At 63.0% G+C, this 18,509-nt stretch carries 18 protein-coding genes; 13 read left to right on the forward strand and 5 right to left on the reverse strand.

Features of this window, described 5'->3' with window-relative positions; all coding sequences use genetic code 11:
- From WBB85_RS14615 to gluQRS, 4 genes are all read left to right on the forward strand, one after another.
- Positions 1–959 (forward strand): DNA gyrase C-terminal beta-propeller domain-containing protein (locus WBB85_RS14615; protein ID WP_432639336.1); only part of this gene is annotated, 959 nt, incomplete at its 5' end.
- Between the two features lie 171 nt (positions 960–1,130).
- The gene (locus WBB85_RS14620; protein ID WP_432639337.1) at positions 1,131–1,319 is read left to right on the forward strand and encodes a hypothetical protein; all 189 of its coding nucleotides are present in this window, start codon (positions 1,131–1,133) and stop codon (positions 1,317–1,319) included.
- Positions 1,320–1,380: 61 nt separating this feature from the next.
- The gene (gene trmFO / locus WBB85_RS14625) at positions 1,381–2,721 is read left to right on the forward strand and encodes a methylenetetrahydrofolate--tRNA-(uracil(54)-C(5))-methyltransferase (FADH(2)-oxidizing) TrmFO (RefSeq protein ID WP_432639338.1); all 1,341 of its coding nucleotides are present in this window, start codon (positions 1,381–1,383) and stop codon (positions 2,719–2,721) included.
- Positions 2,721–3,578 (forward strand): tRNA glutamyl-Q(34) synthetase GluQRS, encoded by an 858-nt coding sequence (gene gluQRS / locus WBB85_RS14630; RefSeq protein WP_432639339.1) that lies wholly within the window; start codon positions 2,721–2,723, stop codon positions 3,576–3,578. Before trmFO ends, gluQRS begins: the two co-directional genes overlap by 1 nt.
- A gap of 63 nt (positions 3,579–3,641) precedes the next feature.
- Here gluQRS and hisI read toward each other — a convergent pair whose 3' ends face one another.
- The gene (gene hisI, locus WBB85_RS14635) at positions 3,642–4,001 is read right to left on the reverse strand and encodes a phosphoribosyl-AMP cyclohydrolase (protein ID WP_432639340.1); all 360 of its coding nucleotides are present in this window, start codon (positions 3,999–4,001) and stop codon (positions 3,642–3,644) included.
- Positions 4,002–4,065: 64 nt separating this feature from the next.
- Between hisI and WBB85_RS14640 the strand changes: the two genes are divergently transcribed.
- From WBB85_RS14640 to WBB85_RS14650, 3 genes are all read left to right on the forward strand, one after another.
- The gene (locus WBB85_RS14640; RefSeq protein ID WP_432639341.1) at positions 4,066–4,509 is read left to right on the forward strand and encodes an iron-sulfur cluster assembly scaffold protein; all 444 of its coding nucleotides are present in this window, start codon (positions 4,066–4,068) and stop codon (positions 4,507–4,509) included.
- 124 nt (positions 4,510–4,633) lie between these two features.
- The gene (locus WBB85_RS14645; protein WP_432639342.1) at positions 4,634–4,882 is read left to right on the forward strand and encodes a ParB N-terminal domain-containing protein; all 249 of its coding nucleotides are present in this window, start codon (positions 4,634–4,636) and stop codon (positions 4,880–4,882) included.
- Positions 4,883–5,061: 179 nt separating this feature from the next.
- Positions 5,062–6,093 (forward strand): fatty acid desaturase, encoded by a 1,032-nt coding sequence (locus WBB85_RS14650; protein ID WP_432639343.1) that lies wholly within the window; start codon positions 5,062–5,064, stop codon positions 6,091–6,093.
- A gap of 36 nt (positions 6,094–6,129) precedes the next feature.
- On the opposite strand, the gene WBB85_RS14655 is transcribed toward WBB85_RS14650, so the two are convergent.
- The 3 genes from WBB85_RS14655 to WBB85_RS14665 form a co-directional block, all read right to left on the reverse strand.
- Complete coding sequence (locus tag WBB85_RS14655; RefSeq protein WP_432639344.1) at positions 6,130–9,162, reverse strand: aminotransferase class III-fold pyridoxal phosphate-dependent enzyme; 3,033 nt, start codon at positions 9,160–9,162, stop codon at positions 6,130–6,132.
- A gap of 166 nt (positions 9,163–9,328) precedes the next feature.
- Entirely contained in the window at positions 9,329–9,841 is a 513-nt protein-coding gene (locus WBB85_RS14660; protein ID WP_432639345.1) for a CoxG family protein, read from the reverse strand.
- A gap of 107 nt (positions 9,842–9,948) precedes the next feature.
- A complete protein-coding gene (locus WBB85_RS14665) occupies positions 9,949–10,923 on the reverse strand; it encodes a GlxA family transcriptional regulator (RefSeq protein WP_432639346.1) in 975 nt (324 codons plus the stop codon).
- 87 nt (positions 10,924–11,010) lie between these two features.
- Here WBB85_RS14665 and WBB85_RS14670 point away from each other — a divergent pair, with 87 nt between their 5' ends.
- The 6 genes from WBB85_RS14670 (at position 11,011) to WBB85_RS14695 (ending at position 17,384) form a co-directional block, all read left to right on the forward strand.
- A complete protein-coding gene (locus tag WBB85_RS14670) occupies positions 11,011–12,261 on the forward strand; it encodes a sarcosine oxidase subunit beta family protein (RefSeq protein WP_432639347.1) in 1,251 nt (416 codons plus the stop codon).
- Positions 12,262–12,272: 11 nt separating this feature from the next.
- Positions 12,273–12,560, forward strand: a complete 288-nt coding sequence (locus tag WBB85_RS14675) for a sarcosine oxidase subunit delta (RefSeq protein WP_432639348.1) — start codon at positions 12,273–12,275, stop codon at positions 12,558–12,560.
- Entirely contained in the window at positions 12,557–15,502 is a 2,946-nt protein-coding gene (locus WBB85_RS14680) for a sarcosine oxidase subunit alpha family protein (protein ID WP_432639349.1), read from the forward strand. The genes WBB85_RS14675 and WBB85_RS14680 overlap by 4 nt, the downstream gene beginning before the upstream one ends.
- On the forward strand, positions 15,495–16,064 hold the full coding sequence (locus tag WBB85_RS14685) for a sarcosine oxidase subunit gamma (RefSeq protein ID WP_432639350.1): 570 nt from the start codon (positions 15,495–15,497) through the stop codon (positions 16,062–16,064). The genes WBB85_RS14680 and WBB85_RS14685 overlap by 8 nt, the downstream gene beginning before the upstream one ends.
- Positions 16,065–16,182: 118 nt before the next feature.
- Positions 16,183–16,620: a type II 3-dehydroquinate dehydratase gene (gene aroQ, locus WBB85_RS14690; protein ID WP_432639351.1), complete on the forward strand. Its 438-nt coding sequence runs from the start codon at positions 16,183–16,185 to the stop codon at positions 16,618–16,620.
- Positions 16,620–17,384, forward strand: a complete 765-nt coding sequence (locus tag WBB85_RS14695; protein ID WP_432639352.1) for an HpcH/HpaI aldolase family protein — start codon at positions 16,620–16,622, stop codon at positions 17,382–17,384. The genes aroQ and WBB85_RS14695 overlap by 1 nt, the downstream gene beginning before the upstream one ends.
- Positions 17,385–17,472: 88 nt before the next feature.
- Here the strand turns inward: WBB85_RS14695 and WBB85_RS14700 are convergent.
- The coding region (locus WBB85_RS14700) for a DUF475 domain-containing protein (RefSeq protein ID WP_432639353.1) at positions 17,473–18,509 on the reverse strand (1,037 nt) is incomplete at its 5' end.

The raw sequence follows: 18,509 nt of genomic DNA on the forward strand, positions 1-18,509 counted from the left end.
CCAACACCCATACGCAGCTCTTGTTCTTCTCGACCGACGGCATGGTCTACAAGCTGAAGACCTGGCGTCTGCCGATGGGCAGCCGGACCACCAAGGGCAAGGCCATGGTCAACATCCTGCCGATCCCGACCGGCACCTCGATCGCCGCGATCATGCCGGTGGATGTGCCCGAGGAAGAGTGGGAAGACCTGCAGATCTTCTTCGCGACCTCCGAAGGCGATGTGCGCCGCAACGCGCTTTCGGACTTCACCAACGTGAAGTCGAACGGCAAGATCGCGATGAAATTGCCCGAGGGTGTGAACCTCGTAAACGCCCGTATCTGCGACGAAAATGACGATGTCATGCTGGTCACGGCCCTTGGCCGCGCCATCCGCTTCCCGACGACCGAAGTGCGCATCTTCAAGGGTCGCGATTCGACCGGCGTGCGGGGCATCCGGTTGGCGGCAAAGGACAAAGTCGTGTCGATGTCGGTCATCCGCCATTTTGAGGCCGACCCGTCCGAACGCGCCGCCTATCTCAAGCAACGTCGCCTGATGGCCGGTGTAACCGAGGATGAGGCGGCGGATGAGGATGATGAAACCGTCGCTGAAGGCCAGCTTACGCAGGAACGCTATGCCGAAATGTCAGCGGCCGAGGATCTGATCCTGACCATCTCCGCCAAGGGCGCGGGCAAGATCTCGTCCAGCCACGACTACCCCGTGCGCGGTCGCGGCGGTCTGGGTGTCATGGCGATGGACAAGGCAATGCGTGGCGGATCACTCGTGGCGTCCTTCCCGGTTGAGGGCGACGACCAGATCATGCTCGCCACCTCAACCGGTCAGTCGATCCGCTGCCCGGTCGAAGGGATCAGCTTCCGGTCGCGTTCGGCCGGCGGGGTCAAGGTTTTCGATACCGCGAAGGGCGAAGAGGTGGTGTCGGTTGCCCGTATCGCGGATCAGGGCGAAGACGACGCGGAATAATGTTGCCAAAAATCTGCGATGAGGGGCGGAAACTTGCCGGTTTCCGCCCCTCTTGCATTAATGAATTGTTAGTCAATTAAGATCAGTCTTCAATAATGTTGGGGACTATCTGGGGATTAGTGGTGAGCTGACTGTCGCGGCCGGTATCCGGCTGTATTGAGGAGACGGGATATGAGCTTGTCTGATTTTGCCGAACCGGCCCGGCGTACCACACACGACCGGCCCGGCCTTGTTGAAAGCTTTCTGGGCTGGCTGAACAATCCGGCCAGTGATCGCATGAAGACGGAAAAACCTGCCGACAAACGGGGGCCCGTGCACAGACGGCGTGAAAGTGGATATCTGCACGATATCGGCATCTGAACCGGGATGCCCCGGTTGCCGGGGCTTTTCAAACACCGCGCCATGACCTAAGTCGCCAATCATGCGCGAAACACTTCACATCGTCGGTGGCGGCATGGCCGGGTCCGAGGCCGCCTGGCAGGCTGCCCGGGCCGGAATACCGGTCGTCATCCATGAAATGCGGCCCAAGGTCGGCACATTCGCCCACCGGACCGGCAATCTTGCCGAGATGGTCTGTTCGAATTCCTTCCGTTCGGATGATGACGAACGCAATGCCGTGGGCCTTCTTCACTGGGAAATGCGCGCAGCCGGTGGGCTGATCATGGAGATGGCCGACCATCATCGTCTGCCTGCAGGCGGCGCGTTGGCCGTGGACCGCGATCCGTTTTCCGAATCGGTCACCGAACGCCTGCGAAATCACCCACTGATCAGCGTCTCGGATGAAGAGATCACCGAACTGCCTACGGGTGGCCACTGGATCATCGCGACCGGCCCCCTCACCTCCGGCACTCTGGCCGAGGCGATCCGGGCAGAAACCGGCGCTGAAGCGCTGGCCTTTTTCGACGCCATCGCCCCCATCGTCTATGCCGAAAGCATCGACATGTCGGTCGTCTGGGCCCAGTCGCGCTATGACAAGGGCGAAACGGAAGCGGAACAGAAGGCGTATCTCAACTGCCCGATGACAAAGGCGGACTACGAGGGCTTTATCGACGCACTGCTGGCGGCCGACAAGACCGAGTTTCATGAGGGCGAAACGGCAGGTTACTTCGATGGTTGCCTGCCGATCGAGGTGATGGCCGAACGCGGGCGCGAAACCTTGCGCTTTGGCCCGATGAAACCGGTTGGCCTCACGAACGCGCACCGCCCGGATGTGAAACCCTATGCCGTCGTCCAGCTGCGCCGCGACAATGCGCTTGGCACGCTCTACAACATCGTCGGCTTTCAGACCAAGATGAAGTATGGCGCCCAGACGGATGTTTTCAAACGCATTCCTGGACTTCAGGATGCCAGCTTCGCGCGTCTCGGCGGTATCCACCGCAACACCTTCATCAACTCACCAACGCTGCTTGACGCGCAGATGCGGTTGAAGTCGCGGCCCAATATCCGTTTTGCCGGTCAGATCACCGGGGTTGAGGGCTATGTCGAAAGTGCCGCGATGGGGCTGCTTTCGGGCCGCATGGCCGCGGCAGAAATCCTTGGCCGCGACCTGCCCGCGCCGGGACCGGAAACCGCGATGGGCGCATTGATCACCCATATTACCGGGGGCGCAGAGGCCAAGACCTTCCAGCCAATGAACGTCAATTTCGGGCTCTTTCCACCGATTGATGCCAAGGGTGGGCGGCGCGGCCGCAAGGATCGTTACAAGGCCTATACCGACAGGGCAAAAGCATCGTTCAATGAATGGCTTGACGGCCAAAGCTGATGCGAACCCGCTTCGCGCCATCCCCCACCGGCCCCTTACATCTCGGCCATGCCTATTCGGCCATCCTTGCCCATGACATGGCGCTCCGCGATGGCGGCGATTTTATCCTCAGAATAGAAGATATCGACCAAAGCCGCGCCCGGCCTGAATGGGAAGAGATGATCTATGATGACCTGCGCTGGCTCGGCCTGTCCTGGGAAAATCCGGTTCTGCGGCAGTCAGACAGGCTTCCCATCTACCGCGACACCCTGACATCACTCTGGCAGAGCGACGCACTCTTTGCCTGCACCTGCAACCGCCGCGATATCCTTGCTGCGGCCAGTGCCCCGAATGAAGGCGAACCGGCCACCGGCCCGGATGGCATCGTCTATCCCGGCACCTGCCGGGCGCACCGGTCGGATCACGGGCTTCGACCCTTCCCCGACAACGCAGCGATCAGGCTCGACATGGCCCGCGCCACCACCCACCCCGTGACGTTTCAGGAATCCGGGTACGGACCCAATAGGGAAACCGGCCTGATCACAGCCATGCCACACGAACTTGTCACCGATATCGGTGACGTCGTCCTTGCCCGCCGCGACATGGGCACATCCTATCACCAGTCGGTGGTCCTCGACGACGCCGAACAGGGTATCACCCATGTCATACGCGGAGAGGACCTGTTTGAAGCGACGAAGATCCATGTCGTGCTGCAACGCCTCCTTGGCCTGCCGACGCCCGTCTATCATCACCACAGGCTGATCCGCGATGCGGCGGGCAAACGTCTTGCCAAACGCGACGATGCCCGCGCGATCCGCACCTACCGCGACGACGGCGCCAGCCCCGAAGACATTCGCCGCATGGTCGGGCTTGCCTGAAGAACATCAGCTTCTTCATTGTCCAAGTACCCCCGCCGGAGGCACCTGCCCTCGCGGCCCGGCTCAGACCTCAGGTCGCATCAGCTCGGTTTCGGCCCCATCCCGAATCGCGGTGTAAAAGCAGGTCCGCCGGTTGGTATGGCAGGCAGGCCCCGTCTGTTCGACCAGAACCAGCAGGCAATCCCGGTCGCAATCAACCCGCATATCGACCAGCTTTTGTACATGGCCCGATGTTTCGCCCTTCACCCAGAAGGCCTGCCGTGACCGCGACCAATAGGTGATCCGCCCGGTTTCCAGCGTCTGCGCCACGGCATCCGCATTCATCCAGGCCATCATCAGAACCACACCCGACACATGATCCTGCGCGATCGCCGGGATCAGACCGCTTGAGTTGTAGACCAAGGTCGAAGGATCAAAACGCATGTCACTACCTTTGCAAAACCGCCGGTTCGGCCTATCTAGGGGGAAATTCGGCCCGGGGAAAGTCATGAGCGAAACCGATCTTATCAAGCTCTATTCGCAGCGTATCCTCGCACTGGCCGCGGATATTCCGCATATGCGGCGGCTCGAGACCCCCACCGCAACGGTGCGCAAGCGCTCTCCGCTCTGCGGCTCGACCGTGACGGTGGATATTGTCGTTCGGGATGGGAAGATCACGGAATACGGGCAGGATGTGAAGGCCTGCGCGCTTGGTCAGGCCTCGGCGGCCCTCTCCGGTGCGGTGATGATCGGACGGACACGGGCCGAGGTTGAAGAGGCGCGCGATCAGTTGCGGGCGATGCTGAAGGAAGATGGGCCCGTCCCAACCACCCCGTTCGAAGGGTATGAGGCGCTGACGCCCGCGCGCGACTTCAAAAACCGCCATGCGTCGATCCTGCTCGCGCTCGACGCAACAGCCGAAGCGCTGGCTGAAGCCGAGGCCGCCGCCTGACGCGCTCTGGCTGGACGAAAAGCCATCCGCGAACATCGATCCCCCGGGGGGGCATCCTTCTCATTGCCGTCCCCATCCATCCTGCTACGCTGGGTCAAGCCCCTGCCGGGCCGGAGGCGGACAGATGCTCGCAAAGACAACCTTCCCGATTGACCGCATCCGTGTTCCGGTCAAACGGGCCAAGACGCTTGAGGCGGCCAAGGTCGCGGCTCTGGCCGAAAGCATTCTAGAAAACGGTCAGCAAACGCCGATACGGGTGCGCGCGGATGGTGAAAATTTCGTGCTGGTCGAGGGGCTGCACCGGCTGGAAGCGCTGAAGGCTTTGGGAGAGTCTACCGTGGAAGGCTATCTGACCAAGGCGCGGCTTCATTGACACGCCTGACCGCAAGTAACGCGCCTGACACTCGACATGCGGATCATCCCGTTATACACGGCGAAGGATTGCTGTAGACAGAACAACCCGCCGGGCAAGGCGGGGCTTCGATATGTTCGGTATTGCGGCGCGGGGTCTTGGCCGAGGGGCCGCCCCTCTTTGGACCTGATGCCGCACGAATGACCACACATATCCCGCAAGCCGCCGCCGTCACCGATCCCAAGGACTGGGTTCGTGTCCTGTCAGCCTATCGCGATCCCGATCCGCTTCGCAGCACCTATGAATTGCTGGTCAGCGTCATCCCCTTCCTGGGGCTTTGGGCCATTGCCTGGTGGGCGTCGACGGTCAGCGGCTGGCTTGCGCTGGCAATTGCGGTCCTGAATGCGGGCTTTCTGGTCCGTCTGTTCATGATCCAGCACGATTGCGGCCATGGCGGCTATTTTCCCAACCGCAAAGTGTCCGACTGGGCCGGACGCGTGATCGGGGTTCTGACGCTGACGCCCTACGATGTCTGGCGCAGCACCCATGCGATCCACCATTCCTCGGCCGGCAACCTCGATCAGCGCGGCATTGGCGATATCCACACGATGACCGTCCGTGAATACCGCGCCTTGTCGCCGCTGGGCCGGTTCGGCTACCGGCTTTACCGCAATCCGGTCGTGCTGTTCGTGATCGGGCCGATCTACATCTTCCTGTTGCAGAACCGGTTGCCCGTCGGGCTGATGCGCAGCGGTGCGAAATACTGGGTCAGTGCCATGGGCACCAATGTCGCGCTCGCTGCAATCATTGCCGGCATCCTTTATTTCGGCGGCTGGCAGGTGCTGGCACTGGTGTTTCTGCCCACCGTCATTGTCGCGGCCTCTATCGGGGTCTGGCTGTTCTTTGTTCAGCACCAGTTCGAAGACACGCATTGGGACAGCGGCGCGGAATGGCAATTGCACGATGCAGCCCTTCATGGCAGCTCGCACTATGTTCTGCCGCCGGTTCTGCGCTGGTTCACCGGCAATATCGGCATCCATCATGTCCATCACCTCTATAGCCGCATTCCGTTCTACCGCCTGCCCGAAGTTCTGCGCGATCACGATGCGCTGGACACGGTTCAGCGCCTGACGCTGCGCGAAAGCCTGGCCTGCGCCCGGCTGCATCTGTGGGACGAACAGGGGCGTCGACTGCTGTCCTTTGCCGAGGAACGGCGCCTGCCCCAAAGCTGAGCGCATTTCACCGGGTATGCGCCGCCCGGACAGCCGTCAGCCAATCTCGGAAAACGCCATCTCAAGGGCCGCGATCAGGATATCGGCCTCTGCCCTGCCAAAGACCATCGGCGGCTTGAACTTCAGCACGTTGTCCAGGGGTCCGTCAGTTGACACCAGCACACCCTGTTGTCGCATATGGTTGACGATGTGGCCCGCTTCTTCGGTTGCGGGCTCTTGCGTTACCCGGTCCCGCACCAGTTCGATGCCGGAAAACAGGCCCCGGCCCCGCACATCGCCGATGATCCCGTACCGGGCGGCCATCTCAGAAAAGCGGTCGAGCATGTAGTCGCCGGTCTCTCGCGCCTGTGCCTGCAATCCCTCGCCTTCGATGATGTCGAGCACGGCGAGGCCGACGGCCATCGAGACCGGATTGCCGCCGAAGGAGTTGAAATACTCCATCCCGTTGGCGAAGCGTTCGGCCAGTTCCGGGGTCGTCACCACAGCGGCCAGCGGGTGGCCATTGCCGATGGGTTTTCCCATGACGACGATATCCGGCACCACGCCCTGCAATTCAAAGCCCCAGAAGGCCGAGCCGACACGCCCGAAGCCGCATTGCACCTCATCAGAGATGCAGATGCCGCCGCGGTCCCGGACATGGGCATAGGCGGCCTTCAGGTAGCCATCGGGATAGACAACCTGCCCGCCCACGCCCGAGATTGACTCGGCGATGAACGCAGCCGCCCCCGTGCCTGTCTTTTCCTCTACCGCATCGAGACAACGGGTCACATCTACCGCGTAGGCCCGTCCCGAAGCCTCGGATATGCCCTTGTGGGGGCCGCGATAGGGATCGGGGAAGGCTGCGATTTCCACGAAATCAGGCTGTGGATAGCCGCCCTTGCGTTTGAACTTGTAGGGGCTGATATCGACCATGCCGCCGGAATTGCCGTGATAGGCCCAGTCGAGCACGACGGTCGATTTATTGCCCATGGCCGTGCGTGCGATCCGCAAGGCCAGTTCGTTCGCCTCGGTCCCGGAATTGACGAAATAGGCGACCTTCAGGTCACCGGGCAGCTTCGCCGTCAACCGCTCGGAGAATTCCAGCATCAGGTCGTTCAGGTAGCGGGTATTGGTGTTCAGCACCGCCGCCTGCCGGGTGATCGCCTCCACCACTTTCGGGTGGCAATGGCCGACATGGGTGATGTTGTTGACCGCGTCGAGATATCTGCGCCCGGTATGATCGAACAGCCACGGCCCCTGCCCCCGGACAATCTTCAACTTCTCCGCGTAAGAGATTGACAGCGAAAGGCCTATCGACGTCCCCCGTCGCTCGATAAGGCTTGCGGGCGGGTTCGGATCGACCATGAAACTCTCCGGCGCCAGCCGCAGGATCAGGTTCGGATCGGGACAGATACCCGACCAGACGTCCCAGAGACTGTCATGCCCGACACCGAAGAAATTATCCTTCTGCGCCAGCATGTCGGTCATCACCTGAAAGTGGAGGTGCGGCGCCCAGCCGCCGTTCTCATGCCAATCGCCGAGATGCGCGATCAGGTCGCCTGCGGCCACCATCAGCCCCCTGGAAAGCAGGCCGGGCAGCGACCCGCCGAGATGACCGTAAAGTGTGTAAAACGGCACATCCTTGGCGGTCCGGTGTTCCAGAATCAGCGTATGGCCATAATCCAGCGGATCGGCATTGTAGGTGACCGTATGAACCCTGCCGGCCAAAGGCGCATGGACCGGTGTTCCGGCCGAAGCAAAGACGTCGATCCCCAGGTGCCGGGTCCGGCGTTCATCACTGGCGGCATCCGCGAATTGTTCCGCCGTATAGACGGATCGTTTTTCCCCATAAATTCCAAGCCCATAAAAGCCGACATTGAGGGGAAGATGGGCCGGGCGCCGGGCAGTGAACCAATCGTCCCACGCCCGGTCGGCGACGGCAGGCATGTCAGCGGGCGGGGTATCGGTCAGAAGTGCGAACCGGGCCGAGCTTGCGATATCGGGCTGAAAGAGCGGCAGCATCTCAGCCCCGGCCAGATGCGCCCGAACGGCCGCCTCGGCCCGCGTCGCATCGAACCCGGCGGCACGGCGGCAGAGCGCCACCATGAATTCGGGATCGAGCCTGTCGAGCCGTTCCAGAAGCGCAAAGGCAGGTACCTGGGAGATGGTCAGATACTCATTGCCCGGATTGTCCTTCACCCGTCGCGACGAGATACAGACCGACGCCGCAAGCCGCATACGCATCAGGTCATAAAGGACTTCGGCCTCTGCCTCCTCTATCGGGAACGCGCCGACATAGCCCGCGATAACAGCCCGCATCGCGGCATAGAGGTCATCCGCATCCAGCAATGCATAGGCCAGCGTGATCGCCAGTTCGTTGATCGTGCGGCCAAAGGCCATGTCTCCGAAATCAATCACACCCGCGATACGGTCGGGATCACCGGCATCGACGATCACGTTATTGTCGTTCGCATCCTGATGCAGGACCGAAGCCCTGAGCGTCGCAAGACGGGGTGCAATCCGCACCCGATAGCGGTCGAACAGACCCAAAACCAGCGCACGTCTTGCGGGGTCGGCGATATCCTCTGCCCATGCGGCAATCCCGCCCACCGCATCGAGCGACCATAGAAAGTCCGGCCGGAACGCCGCCGGGTGACCGAACCCCTGCATCGCCCGGGTCAAGCGCCCCATGAAGGCACCCAGATTGCCAAGCTGGGTCAGGCTGCGCGGCGCGGCACTCAGAAGCGGCCCGTCGATCCAGGTGACAAGCCGCGCCTGACAGGCCTGCCCCCCGGCATTGGCGGTCGTGGTGTTGCCACCCGCCAGCGTCGGCACGACCTGCGGCGCGCCGGTGAACCCGGCCTGTGCCAGATGTGCCATCGCGGCATTCTGCATCGCGATCTGGGCCGTATCCTCGCCCGCATTGGCGATCTTGAGAGCATAGGCCCTGCCCGCCGCCTCCACCCGTGCGTTCTGATCGCGTTCGGACACCAGCATTCTAACCTCGGGCGTAAACCCCCAGATCCGCCGGACGAATGTCTGAATGTCGGCCTGTGGCAGGGCTGGTGGCGGGGTCAGGAAAGCGGACATCACTTCTCCGATCGGGCATTTGACATGGGCGAACCGTCCCTGTTGACGAAAACCCGGCGGATCGCAACCGCCACAATAAAAACGTTTATATTTTATTCAACGTCATTCGTTGACCGGTCTGATCTTCTGGCAGGAAAGCGGGCGGGCAAGATGACCATATCGCCAATCAGCCCCCCAGAACCCGCTTGAACCAGCCCTTTTTCGGCTGATCGCCCTCAGTTTCCTCACCCTCTTCCTCCGGTCCCTCGACAGCATCCTGGAAGCGCTGAAAGAACTCATCCGCCAACTTCTTGGCAAAACCGTCGATGATCCTGCTTCCAAGCTGGGCGAGCTTGCCGCCCACGCTCGCCTCCACCTCGTAAGACAGCCGCGTGCATGCGCCGTCGGGTGCAAGCGTCACATGCGCACCGCCCTTGGCAAAGCCCGCAGGCCCGCCCTTGCCCTCGCCCGAGATGCGCACCGACTGACCTGCGACGATGTCCGAGAGGGTGACGACGCCGGTGAACCTGGCCTTTACCGGCCCGACCTTTTGCACCACCACCGCCTCATAGCCTTCCTCGGGCGATCCGGTCAGGCTTTCACAGCCCGGAATACAGGCCTTCAGCACTTCGGGATCAAGGATCGCGGCCCAGACCGTTGCCGGGTCCGCATTGATATCGCGCTGGTCGTTCAGTTGCATCGCGTCCCTCCTGATCCGCCGGGCATGGCGCATGTGCAGGCAACATCACCATAGCCTGCCAGAAACGCAACCGTCAGACCGACGAAAGGCCCGGCGCACGACCGTTTTCAACCACCCTGGCGCGGGCGCAGGGCAGATGGCGGATGGCCGAAGGCCGCGCGGAACCGCGTTGAAAAATGCCCCGCTGTCGCGAAACCCGTGGCCATTGCCACCTCTGTCACCGTCAGTGAAGAGTTGCGTAAAAGCCGTCGTGCCGTCTCCAGCCGCATCAGCGCGTAATATCCCATCGTGGTCTGCCCGACATGGGTGGTGAAGAGCCGGTTGAGTTGGCGCGGGGTCACGCCTGCAATCCGCGCCAAAGCGGCCAGCGCCAGCGGCTCGGCGATATTCGCCTCCATCACCGAGACAGCATCAAGCGCGGTCTTGTTCGCGGTGCCGACGCGCTCGGCCAGACCGCTGCGCTGTGGCCCGAAAGCGGGGCGCACTTCGGTATGCATGAACCAATCCGAGACAAGTCGGGCGAAATCGCCGCCGTGATGCATGGCGATCAGCGCATGCATAAGATCAAGGGGCGCTGTGCCGCCCGCACAGGTCAGCCGGTCGCGGTCAATGACGTAAAGCGTGCGTTCGGTCAGAAGATCTGGGTCAGCCTCGGCCAAGGCGGCGGCATGTTCCCAGTGGACCGTCATCCGCCGTCCGGCCATCAGCCCCGCCTGCGCAAGGATCACCGGCCCGCCCGACACACCGCCAAGCGTCACCCCCGTCCGGGCAAGCCGCCTGAGCCAGCCAAATACCCGATCATCGCGGTAAGAGGCCGGTTCGCCCCCGGCCACGACAAAAAGATAGTCAAGCGGCCCCGCCTCGGTAATCAGCGCGTCGACGGGTGCCACGGCATGACCCGAGCTTTGCGCTGCCCGCGCTGCCGTGCCGAAATGCGTAACTTCATAGAGCTTGCGCCTGCTCAGAAGATTCGCCGCTCGCAAAGGTTCGACCGTCGCCGCATAGGACATGAGCGCGAAACCCGGCAAAGCCAGGATACCAACCCGGCGCGGCTGCGTGTCCAATGCTGCCTGTGTGTCCATTTTGTAAAACTATATGTCCATTTTGAAATAGTACAGACCGGCCGGTTGTGCTTTTTTAGCGCGGGAACAGCGAGGACATCGGACAACATGCGCTACTCCGCATTCAGAATTCTCCGCGAAGGGCTGACCGGCAACAAGGGCTGGAAGCCTGTCTGGCGCGATCCCGATCCGAAGCCCGATTATGATATCGTCATCATCGGCGGCGGCGGTCATGGCCTTGCCACGGCCTATTACCTTGCCAAGATCTTTGGTCAGGCCCGTGTCGCAGTGCTGGAAAAAGGCTGGATCGGCTCGGGCAATGTCGGGCGAAACACCACGATCATCCGGTCGAACTACATGCTGCCGGGCAATGAGCCCTTTTATGAATTCTCGCTGAAACTCTGGGAGGGGCTGGAGCAGGATCTGAACTACAATGCGATGGTCAGCCAGCGCTCGATCCTGAACCTCTTCCATACCGATCCGCAGCGCGACGCCTTCGTGCGCCGCGCCAATGCGATGATGCTGGCGGGTGCCGATGCGGAACTGGCCGATCAGGCGCAGCTCAGGCGCGAACTGCCCTTCCTCGATTTCGACAATGCGCGTTTCCCGATCAAGGGCGGCCTTTACCAGCGCCGGGGCGGTACGGTCCGTCACGATGCCGTCGCCTGGGGCTATGCGCGCGGTGCCGATGCATTGGGCGTCGACATCATCCAGAATTGCGAGGTTACCGGCTTCCGCATCGAGAACGGCACCTGCATCGGGGTCGAGACGACGCGTGGCCACATCGGCGCGAAGAAGGTCGCGATGTGCGTGGCCGGATCCTCGGGCCGGGTCGCGGCGATGGCGGGGATGCGCCTGCCCATTGAAAGCCATGTCCTGCAGGCTTTCGTCAGCGAAGGACTGAAGCCGGTGATCCCCGGCGTCATCACCTTTGGTGCCGGGCACTTCTATGTCAGCCAGTCCGACAAGGGCGGGCTGGTCTTCGGTGGCGATATCGACGGCTATAATTACTACGCCCAACGCGGCAACCTGCCTGTGGTGGAGGATGTGGCAGAGGGCGGCATGGCGATCATGCCGATGATCGGGCGTGCCCGCCTCTTGCGCAGCTGGGGCGGCATCATGGACATGTCGATGGATGGCTCGCCCTTCATCGACAAGACCCATATCGACGGGCTCTATTTCAATGGCGGCTGGTGCTACGGCGGCTTCAAGGCGACGCCTGCCTCGGGCTACTGCTACGCCCATCTTCTGGCGCAGGGCACCCCGCATCCGGTGGCGACCGAATTCCGGCTCGACCGGTTCCGGCGCGGCAATATCATCGACGAAAAAGGCCAGGGCAACCAGCCCAACCTGCACTGAGGACGCCCAGTATGATCATCAACCATCCCCTGCTTGGCCCCCGCGATGCCGCCGAATTCGTCTATCTCGGCGATGCGAGCCTGATCGACCGGCCCGACTGGCAGGCCGAGGACGCCGCCGAGCGCTTCCATGATTACGGCTATCTGCGCGACAACCCGGCAGGCAGCCATCAGGAGCTTTGGTACCACGAACAGGGCGACCGCTCCTGGCTGGTGGTGACACGCGACACGCTGAGCCATGAGATTACCAAGGTGGAACTTGCCCGCGATGTGGCACGCGCAAGGGGGCGTGGGAAATGAGCCAGACGAACCGGATCGCGGGCGGGCTGATTGACCGTTCGAAGACTTTGTCCTTCACCTTCAACGGCAAAAGGATGCAGGGCCATCCGGGCGATACGCTCGCCTCGGCGCTGCTGGCCAATGGCCAGTTGCTGGTTGGCCGTTCGTTCAAATACCACCGCCCGCGCGGTATCTTCACCGCCGGGTCGGAGGAACCGAACGCACTGGTACAATTGCGCAGTGGCGCCCGGCAGGAACCCAACACCCGCGCCACGGTGGCCGAACTTTTCGACGGGCTGGAGGCCACGAGCCAGAACCATCGCGGGCCCCTTGAATGGGACCTGATGGCGGTCAATGATCTGATGTCGCCCTTCTTCGGCGCGGGGTTCTACTACAAGACCTTCATGTGGCCGAAGGCGCTTTGGGAAAAGTTCTACGAACCGGCGATCCGCATTTCGGCCGGCCTCGGACGGCTCAGCATGCAAGCCGACCCTGACAGCTATGACAAGGGTTTCCTGCATTGCGACCTCTTGGTCATCGGCGCAGGCCCTGCCGGGATCGCGGCGGCGCAGCTGGCGGCAGCCTCTGGCGCACAGGTCATTCTGGCGGATGAGGATTTCCAGCCGGGCGGACGGCTGACGGCAGAAACCCATGAGGTTGACGGCCAGCCGGGGGCCGACTGGGTCGCAGCTGCGGTCGCTGAACTGGCGGCAATGCCGAACGTGCGGGTGATGACCCGGACGACGGTCTACGGCGCCTATGACCACGGTACCTACGGCGCGCTGGAGCGGGTGACAGACCACCTTGCCGAAAGCGGCGGTAAGCCGCGCCAGATCCTCTGGCGCATCTATTCCAAACGCGCGGTACTGGCGGCGGGTGCCACCGAACGGCCCATCGCCTTTGGCATGAACGACCGGCCCGGTATCATGATGGCGGGTGCCATGCGCGCCTATGCCAATCGCTGGGGCGTGGCCGTCGGCCGTCAGGTCGCGGTCTTCACCAACAATGACGATGGCTGGCGCACAGCGGCCGACCTTGCCGCCAAGGGCGTCGGCATCGCCGCGGTGATCGACCCGCGCGACCGCGATGCGCCTATCGCCGTCAAAGGGGCCGAGCATCTGCGTGGGGCCGAAATCGCCAGCACCTCGGGCCGCAAGGGCATCCGTTCGGTTACGCTGACCGATGGCCGGACCATCGCCGTCGATGCGCTGGCCGTCTCGGGCGGCTGGAACCCCAATGTCCACCTGACCTGCCATCAGCGTGGCCGCCCCGTCTGGCGCGACGATATCGCGGCCTTTGTCCCCGGCGGCACGCTGCCTGTCGGCATGGAAGTTGCCGGGGCCGCCAATGGCGCATTGTCGCTGGGCGCGGCCCTTCGCGAAGGCCGCAGCATGGCCGAGGCGCAACTGAAAGCGATCGGCATCAAAGCGGCAAAGACCCCTGCCCCGACCGCGTCGGACGAACCCGTCGACACCCATGCCTTCTGGCATGTGAAGGGCTCGAAAGGCCGCGCCTGGGTCGATCTGCAAAACGATGTCACCGTCAAGGACGTCAAGCTTTCCCATCAGGAAGGCTTCCGTTCGGTCGAGCATCTCAAGCGCTACACGACAATGGGCATGGCCACCGATCAGGGCAAGACCTCGAACATCGCGGGTCTGGCGATCATGGCCGAATGCACCGGCAAGACCATTGCCGAAACCGGCACCACGATCTTCCGCCCGCCCTATACGCCCATCCCCATGGGCGCGCTTGCAGGCCGGGCACGCGGCAAGGACTTCCGCCCCTACCGGCTGACGCCCTCGCATGAATGGGCCAAGGCCAATGGCGCGAGTTTCGTCGAGGTCGGCAACTGGCTGCGCGCGCAATGGTTTGTGAAACCCGGCGAAAAAGGCTGGCGCGACAGCGTCGACCGTGAAGCCCTGACCACCCGCCAATCGGTCGGCATCTGCGATGTGACCACGCTCGGCAAGATCGACATTCAGGGCAAGGATGCCGCCGAGTTCCTCAACCGCGTCTATGCCAATGCGTTCCTCAAGCTCGAGGTCGGCAAGGTCCGCTACGGGCTGATGCTGCGCGAGGATGGCATCGCCTATGACGACGGCACCACCGCACGGATGGGCGAAAACCACTATGTGATGACCACCACCACCGCCAATGCGGTTCTGGTCTTCCGCCGCATGGAATTCGCGCGCCAATGCCTCTGGCCCGATCTCGACGTTCATCTGATCTCGACCACCGATGCCTGGGCGCAGTTCGCCGTGGCGGGGCCAAGGTCGCGGGAGTTGCTGGCCAAGATCACCGACGGGTTCGACATGTCGAACGAGGCGTTTCCCTTCATGGCCTGCGCCGAACTCACGGTCTGCGGCGGCACACCTGCACGGCTTTTCCGCATCTCGTTCTCGGGTGAATTAGCCTTCGAAGTGGCGGTGCCCGCGCGCTACGGCAATTCGATGATGGCCGCGCTGATGAAGGCGGGCGAAGAATTCGGCGCCGAACCCTACGGGACCGAGGCGCTGGGCGTGATGCGGATCGAAAAGGGCCACGCGGCGGGGAACGAATTGAACGGTCAGACCACCGCGCTCAACCTCGGGCTTGGCCGCATGGTTAGCCGCAAGAAGGACTGCATCGGCGGCCCGCTGTCGCTCCGCCCCGAAATGACCCGCGACGACGCGATCCGGCTCGTGGGCTTCCGCCCGGTGAACCGGGCCGAACCGCTGACGGCAGGCGCGCATTTCATCACCAAGGGCGATCCTGCCGACATGGCGCATGATCAGGGCTGGATGACCTCGGTCGCCTTCTCGCCCTCGCTCGGCCACTCCGTTGGCCTCGGCTTCATCCAGCGGGGCCATGAGCGGATGGGCGAGATCGTCCGCGCCGTCAGCCTGATCCATGGCCGCGAGGTCGAGGTCGAGATTGTCTCGGCCCATTTCATCGATCCTGAGGGGGAGCGTCTGCGTGCCTGACTTTCAGCTTACCGCCGAGCCGCCGCTGGCCGGTCTTGATCACGATTACGGCCCGGTTCGGCTCGCCGCCCCGGCCGGTCTTGCCATCGTTTCGCTCGCCCTGCCGCGTGGCGGAGAGGATGCGGCAGAAAAGGCGATCAAGACCGCCTATGGCACTGCCCTGCCCGTCCCCGGCCGTTACGTCACCGCAAAGGATGGTGCTGCACGCCTGGTCCGCTCCTCACCCGATCAGGGGCTGATCATCTTCCCGCACCCGACGCCCGATGCGGAACGGGTGGTTGCGGCGAAACTGAAAGGCAAGGTCTACACGACCGACCAGACCGATGCCTGGGTCGCGGTAGAGGTCAGCGGCCCGGCCACGCGCCAGGTTCTGGAACGGATCTGCCCGCTGGACCTGAGCACTGGCAGCTTTGGCCCCGACATGGCGAAACGCACGGTGATGGAGCATCTTGGCGTGCTGATCCTCAGGACGGGCGAGGATGCGTTCCTGCTCCTCTCGGCCAGTTCTTCGGCCAAGTCCTTCCTGCACGCGCTGGCAACCTCGGTCACCAACACGCTCTGAACCGGCACTTGCGGCCCTGCAACAGCCCGCCCGCGATGTCGCGGACGGGTTGCCGGGGCGTTGCGGCGGCGCGGCGTTTCGCCCATGATCGCGGCAACGCAAGACAGGACGCCCCCGCATGAAGCCCATCCTCGTTCTCAACGGTCCCAACCTGAACCTGCTCGGCCAGCGCGAGCCGGAGCTTTACGGCCGCGAAACGCTGGCCGATGTGGAGACGCTCTGCGCGGCATCAGCAAAAGAGGCGGGGATGTCGGTGACCTGCCACCAGTCGAACCGCGAATACGAACTGATCGACTGGATCCATGCGGCGCGGGACACCGCCTCGGCCATCGTCATCAATCCCGGCGCTTTCACCCATACCTCCATCGCCATCCTCGATGCGCTCAATGCCTTTGAAGGGCCGGTGGTCGAGGTCCATATCTCCAACATCCACAAGCGTGAGGCCTTCCGCCATCATTCCTATGTCTCCGGCCGCGCCGATGCGGTGATCGCGGGGGCGGGTGTGCAGGGCTATGCCTTCGCCGTCGCGCGTGCCGCGCGACTTGTGACAGGCTGATGGACCTCGCCCCGAACCGGTTCAAACGCCGCCTGCTGGCCGGAGAAACGCTTTATGGCCTCTGGTCCACGATCCCCGATGCAATGACGGTCGAGGCGCTGGCAGGCGCCGGCTTTGACTGGATGGTGCTCGACACCGAACATAGCTCGGTCGAGGTCAGCCAGCTTCTGCCCCTGCTGCAGGCGGCAGCGCCCTACCCGACCGATTGCGTCGTCCGGCCCGTCGTCAACGATACCGCCCTGATAAAACGCCATCTCGATCAGGGTGCACAGACGCTGATCCTGCCGCAGATCCAGTCGGCGGATGAGGCGAAAGCCGCCGTCGCGGCGGTCCGCTACCCGCCCCGTGGCGTGCGCGGCGTCGCGGGCACGATGCGGGCGGCGGGTTATGGCCGGATCCGGGATTATGCGAAACGCGCCGATGATGAGATTTGCCTGATCCTGCAGGTCGAAACCGCCGCCGCCATGGACCGGCTGGAAGAGATCGCAGGCGTCGACGGTGTTGACGCGATCTTCATCGGCCCCTCCGACCTCGCCGCATCAATGGGCCATCTTGGCGACCCCGGCCACAAGGAGGTGCGCGCGGCGATCCTGACCGCGATTGACCGGCTCAATGCCATCGGCAAACCGGCGGGCCTTCTCTCACTTGACCCCGATTTCGCCCGAACAGCCGTCACCCGCGGCGCCCGCTTCGTCGCGACCGGCCTTGATATGGCACTTCTGGTGAACGCCGCCGACGACCTTGCCCGCGCCTTCCGCGCCTGAGCCCCTTGCCTTCTTCATTGTGAAAATACCCCCGCCGGAGGCATGCCGCCGAGCGGTGGCTCAATGCCACCCGAGGCGGCCCCACCAGTCAGGAGGCGGTCTGACGCCGGTTGTAGAGGATTGACGACACGAGCGCGATACCGATGAAGGCCGATCCCAGAACCCCCGTCACCAGTTCCGGGATATGCCAGAGCGTCTGGGCGAACATGATCACACTCAGGACAAGGATCGAATAGAACGCGCCATGTTCCAGATAGCGGAAATGGGCCAGGGTCTGGCGCTCCACCAGCATGATCGTCATTGAGCGCACATACATCGCCCCGATCCCAAGGCCGATGGCGATCAGGAACAGATTGTGGGTCAGGGCAAAGGCACCGATCACCCCGTCAAAGCTGAATGACGCGTCGAGCACTTCAAGGTACAGGAACGCCCCAAGCCCGCCTTGCGCGGCGACACCCACCGTGCGCTGGCGCGCATCGAGCACATGACCCAGAACCTCGACGGCAAGATAGGTCAGCAATCCGCCGATGGCCGCGAACAGGAACCGCGCCCGCTCATCTGCGCCCATCACGGCCGCGAAGACCAGCACAATGGCCAGAACCAGCGCGATCTCCATCCCCCGGACCGAGGCGCAGCGGCGCAGTTGGCATTCGAGGCTGCGGATCCAGTCGACCTCTTTGCCTTCATCGATAAAGTAGTTCAGCGCCACCATCATCAGGAAGGTGCCACCGAAAGCGGCAATCGACAGATGCGCACCGCCGATGATCCGGGCATATTCATCCGGATGAAGGGCGGCGAGCTTGATCGCCTCAATCGGCCCGATCCCGGCGGCGATGACGACGATCAGCAGGGGAAAGACGATCCGCATGCCGAACACCGCGATCAGAATGCCCCAGGTCAGGAAGCGCCGCTGCCAGATCGGGCACATATCCTTCAGCTTGTTGGCATTGACGATAGCATTGTCGAAGGACAATGAAATCTCAAGCACCGCCAGCACCGCGCCGATCAGAAAGAAGCTGATCGCACCGCCGAAACTATCGCTGTAGCCCCAGCCCAGCCAGAACGCCAATGCGAGACCGGCAAAGGTCACGAGAAAGGCCCAGCGGAAATAGTGGAATGCGGCAG

The sequence above is a fragment of the Albidovulum sp. genome, from assembly GCF_049646345.1.
Classification (GTDB): Bacteria; Pseudomonadota; Alphaproteobacteria; order Rhodobacterales; family Rhodobacteraceae; genus Albidovulum.

Excerpts from the sequence above, each read along its gene's own strand:
- WBB85_RS14620 (WP_432639337.1), top strand. The coding sequence starts at position 1,131 with ATGAGCTTGTCTGATTTTGCCGAACCGGCCCGGCGTACCACACACGAC.
- trmFO (WP_432639338.1), top strand. The coding sequence starts at position 1,381 with ATGCGCGAAACACTTCACATCGTCGGTGGCGGCATGGCCGGGTCCGAG.
- gluQRS (WP_432639339.1), top strand. The coding sequence starts at position 2,721 with ATGCGAACCCGCTTCGCGCCATCCCCCACCGGCCCCTTACATCTCGGC.
- hisI (WP_432639340.1), bottom strand. The coding sequence starts at position 4,001 with ATGCGTTTTGATCCTTCGACCTTGGTCTACAACTCAAGCGGTCTGATC.
- WBB85_RS14640 (WP_432639341.1), top strand. The coding sequence starts at position 4,066 with ATGAGCGAAACCGATCTTATCAAGCTCTATTCGCAGCGTATCCTCGCA.
- WBB85_RS14645 (WP_432639342.1), top strand. The coding sequence starts at position 4,634 with ATGCTCGCAAAGACAACCTTCCCGATTGACCGCATCCGTGTTCCGGTC.
- WBB85_RS14650 (WP_432639343.1), top strand. The coding sequence starts at position 5,062 with ATGACCACACATATCCCGCAAGCCGCCGCCGTCACCGATCCCAAGGAC.
- WBB85_RS14655 (WP_432639344.1), bottom strand. The coding sequence starts at position 9,162 with ATGTCCGCTTTCCTGACCCCGCCACCAGCCCTGCCACAGGCCGACATT.
- WBB85_RS14660 (WP_432639345.1), bottom strand. The coding sequence starts at position 9,841 with ATGCAACTGAACGACCAGCGCGATATCAATGCGGACCCGGCAACGGTC.
- WBB85_RS14665 (WP_432639346.1), bottom strand. The coding sequence starts at position 10,923 with ATGGACACACAGGCAGCATTGGACACGCAGCCGCGCCGGGTTGGTATC.
- WBB85_RS14670 (WP_432639347.1), top strand. The coding sequence starts at position 11,011 with ATGCGCTACTCCGCATTCAGAATTCTCCGCGAAGGGCTGACCGGCAAC.
- WBB85_RS14675 (WP_432639348.1), top strand. The coding sequence starts at position 12,273 with ATGATCATCAACCATCCCCTGCTTGGCCCCCGCGATGCCGCCGAATTC.
- WBB85_RS14680 (WP_432639349.1), top strand. The coding sequence starts at position 12,557 with ATGAGCCAGACGAACCGGATCGCGGGCGGGCTGATTGACCGTTCGAAG.
- aroQ (WP_432639351.1), top strand. The coding sequence starts at position 16,183 with ATGAAGCCCATCCTCGTTCTCAACGGTCCCAACCTGAACCTGCTCGGC.
- WBB85_RS14695 (WP_432639352.1), top strand. The coding sequence starts at position 16,620 with ATGGACCTCGCCCCGAACCGGTTCAAACGCCGCCTGCTGGCCGGAGAA.